The sequence below is a fragment of the Falsiroseomonas oryzae genome (genome assembly GCF_027856955.1).
GTDB classification, from domain to species: domain Bacteria; phylum Pseudomonadota; class Alphaproteobacteria; order Acetobacterales; family Acetobacteraceae; genus Falsiroseomonas; species Falsiroseomonas oryzae.
Genome location: NZ_JAPSMD010000524.1, coordinates 1 through 3,287, shown reverse-complemented (window position 1 = coordinate 3,287; position 3,287 = coordinate 1). Strand labels below are relative to the sequence as shown.

Here is a 3,287-nt window from a genome sequence, read left to right as displayed (position 1 = left end):
ACGCCGCGGCCCCGGCGCGGGCGGGGCCGGCTGCACCCGCCCTTCCAGCACCGTGCCCCAGACCAGGATGTCCTTCAGCGCCGCCGGCGCGACGCCATAGGGGCTCTGCTCCAGGATGGTGAAGTTGGCGAGCTTGCCCGGCGTGATGGAGCCCACCTCGTTCTCCAGCCTGATGGAATAGGCCGCCTCGATCGTCATGGCGCGCAACGCGAGGTCGAGGCTGACTCGCTGGTCCTCGCCCATCACCGGTCCTTCCGCGGTGAAGCGGTTCACCGCCGCCCAGATCAGTTGCAGCGGCTTGGCCGGCGCCATCGGCATGTCCGAATGGAAGGAGATGGACATGCCCGCATTCTCGGCATCCTTCAGCGGCACCATGCGCCGCGCGCGCTCCGGCCCGATGCCGATCTGCGCGTAACGGCCCGCCAGCGCGGTGACGTAGTACGGGTTGGCGCTGACGATGCAGCCCAGCCGGCCGGCCTTGGCGATCTGCTCGGGCGCGGCGAAGCCGAAATGCACGATCGTGGTGCGGTGGTCGAAGCGCGGCCGGCGGCGCATCGCGCGTTCGAGGTTGGCGAGCAGCACCTCCATCCCGCCATCGCCGTTGTTGTGGATGTGGATGTGGTAGTCGGCGTCCCAGAAGGCCTGGAAGGCGACGGAGAACACGTCGGGGTCCATGATCCAGGCGCCGTGGTGGCCGTCCGTGTAGCCGTCCTTCATCTGCATCAGCTGGCTGTAGATCGCGCCGTCGGTCAGGAACTTGATCTGCTTCGGCAGCCAGCGCGAGCGCCCCGATCCCCAGGCGAGCGGCTTCCGCGCCTCGGCCACCTGTGCCGCGCCGTCGGTCGGGAACATCGCCGCGAAGGACTTCCCGTCGGGGATGAAGTAGTGGTTGAAGGGCACGGAGTCCGCCGCATAGACGGCGTTGATCGCGTCCTGCAGCGGCTTCGAGTAGAAGCCGCCGGGCTCGGCCGCCGTGGTGATGCCGTTGCGGTGGTAATAGCCGACGGTGAATTCCAGCCCCTCGCGCATGCGCTCGGGCGTCGCCATGGCCGGCGCGATCTTCTCCAGCACCTTCAGCGTACCCTGCTCGAAGAAGTGGCCCTTGGCGGCATCCGCCTGCGCGCGCTGGCTCGGCGTGAAGCTCGCCATGAAGGCGTCGTCCACGCCGAAGCGGCGCATGACCGCGGAGTTGAGGTAGACCTCGTGCTGGCTGCGGTGCCAGACGATCACCGGCGTCGTGCCCGCCTGCTGGTCCAGCCAGTCGCGCGACATCGCGCCGTGGAAGTAGTGGTGGTAGCCCCAGGTCAGGAAGACGGCCTGCGGGTCGCGCGCCTTGTGCGCGGCCAGCGCCTCGGCGAAGCGGCGGCGATAGCCCGCCTCGTCGCGCACCGCCGGGCGGAAGCCGCCGACCGTATCCCAGTCCTCGATCGCGATGACCTCGGCCACCACCATCAGGCTGGCGAGCACCGGATGGACATGCTGCTCGACGAAGCCGGGCAGGACGACCTTGCCGTCGAAGGTCCGGTCGACCCGGAAGGGCTGGTCGCGCGCCAGGGCCTGCAGTTCCGCGAGGCTGCCCACGGCCGCGATGCGGTCGCCCACCACCGCAACGGCCTCGGCGCGCGGGCGGCGCGGGTCCATGGTGATGACCTCCCGCGCGACGTAGATCGTCGCCCCCTGCTGCGGCGCGACGCGGTTGATGATGTCCTGCAGGCCGAGCGCCTGAGCGGCGGCATCGCCGGCGGCGACAAGGCCGAGTGCGGCACCGGTGAAGCTGCGGCGCGTCGTGCTGGTCATGGCGTTGCTTCCCTCACCCGTGAGCGCCCCGGCGGGCGCCGACTGTCTCCTGTCATCGGAGGTTGTCACGGCGCGGCAGATCAGTTTGTCTGAAAACAGACATCCGGGAAGACGTCACGACCGAACTGCGGCGGGCTTGGAGAGGGGACGAGATGGAGCGGTTCGGTGCCGCAACGCTGCTTCGCGAGCATGGGTGGCTGGCCCGGGAGCCTGCCGAGGTCCAGGACGCGTTCCTCGCGCGCGCCCAACCCGTCGAGTTCGACGCCGGCGAGGTGGTGTTCCGCATCGGCGACGATGCCGGAGGGACCTACGGGATTGCGACGGGTGCGATCGGGATCCTCGTGGCGACCGAAGGCCGTGAGCCTCGCCTCGCGCATGTTGCCCGGCGCGGCACCTGGTTCGGCCACGGACCGCTGATGACGCGCGGCCGGCGCGTTCTCGGCTTCCGCGCGATGGAGCCGACGAGGACGCTGTACGTGCCGCTGGCGGCGCTGTGGGACCTTTCGCGCGGCAGCACGGAGATCGCGCGGAGTCTGGCGGTCCTCGCGAACGCCAACATGGGCGTGGCGATCGAGGCGGTCTCGGACCTTCTGATCCCGCGCCTGGATCGCCGCGTCGCGGCGACGTTGTTGCGCGCAACGGGCGCACTGCATGGCACGTCGCCGGGCGATCCCGCGGGTTACCGGCTCTCCCAGAACGACGTCGCCGAGATGGCCAACGCATCCCGGCAGATGGTCAACCGGTGCCTCGCCGACTTCACGAGCCGGGGCTGGGTGCGCGTCGGGTATCAGCGGATTGCGATCCTGGCGCCATCCGCGCTGTCGGCGTTCGCCAGCAACCTGGACGAGGACGGAATCGGATGATCGCACCGCCGGCGTCGGTGCAGGCGCCGGGAGCATCCGAACCGCGATGTGCCATACCGAGCGGACGAAGGGTTCACCGTCGTCCCCCTCGGACGCTGGGCGCGACACATGCGCGCGGCCAGCTTCGCGGTAGAAGCCGCGGCGCCCATTCGGGCGCCCGGCCGTCCGGGCCGCAGGTCGGAACGTCGTCTGCTGGGTATCAGGCCTGCCGTCGGTGGCGACCGCGTCCACCGCGATGTCGGCGAAGCTTCGCATGCCCGATGCACCGCCTCGCCCGTGCATGAACCGTGCTGGCCCCGGGGACGCGCTCTGGCGAGTTGGCTCCGCCGATCAAGGTCCGCTCCCCGCCCTACACAGCTGTTTAGGCCAGACGGCGAGCGCGGTTCCCTGGACAACCCCTCCAGCCCCCGCCAATATAGGAATTAATGCCGCACCCATCCTTAACCCGGCCCGCTCTTTCAACCAGCGAATCAGCCCCGCACCCCACCCCGCCGCACCCCGGCGAATTTGTCCGAGGGGCTGACCTAGCTAAGGGTGGAAAGGCTAGGTTGGAGAGATGGTTAGGCGCCGTCGGAGCCGGCTGTCGCGTTCGGTTCAGCAACGGCTGCTGGAGTACTTCGTCGCCGG

General features: G+C 69.7%; 2 protein-coding genes. One reads left to right on the top strand and one right to left on the bottom strand.

Annotated elements, in window-relative coordinates; genetic code table 11:
* A partial coding sequence (locus OZN99_RS28205) for an amidohydrolase (RefSeq protein ID WP_270938544.1) occupies positions 1-1,797 on the bottom strand: 1,797 nt, incomplete at its 3' end.
* 152 nt (positions 1,798-1,949) lie between these two features.
* Here OZN99_RS28205 and OZN99_RS28200 point away from each other — a divergent pair.
* Positions 1,950-2,660 carry a Crp/Fnr family transcriptional regulator gene (locus OZN99_RS28200; protein ID WP_270938543.1) on the top strand — a complete coding sequence of 237 codons (711 nt, stop codon included), beginning with the start codon at positions 1,950-1,952 and terminating at the stop codon, positions 2,658-2,660.
* The last annotated feature ends 627 nt before the right edge of the window (positions 2,661-3,287 follow it).

Bases quoted from the DNA above. Each gene is read 5' to 3' on its own strand.
- OZN99_RS28200 (WP_270938543.1), top strand. From the start codon at position 1,950: ATGGAGCGGTTCGGTGCCGCAACGCTGCTTCGCGAGCATGGGTGGCTG.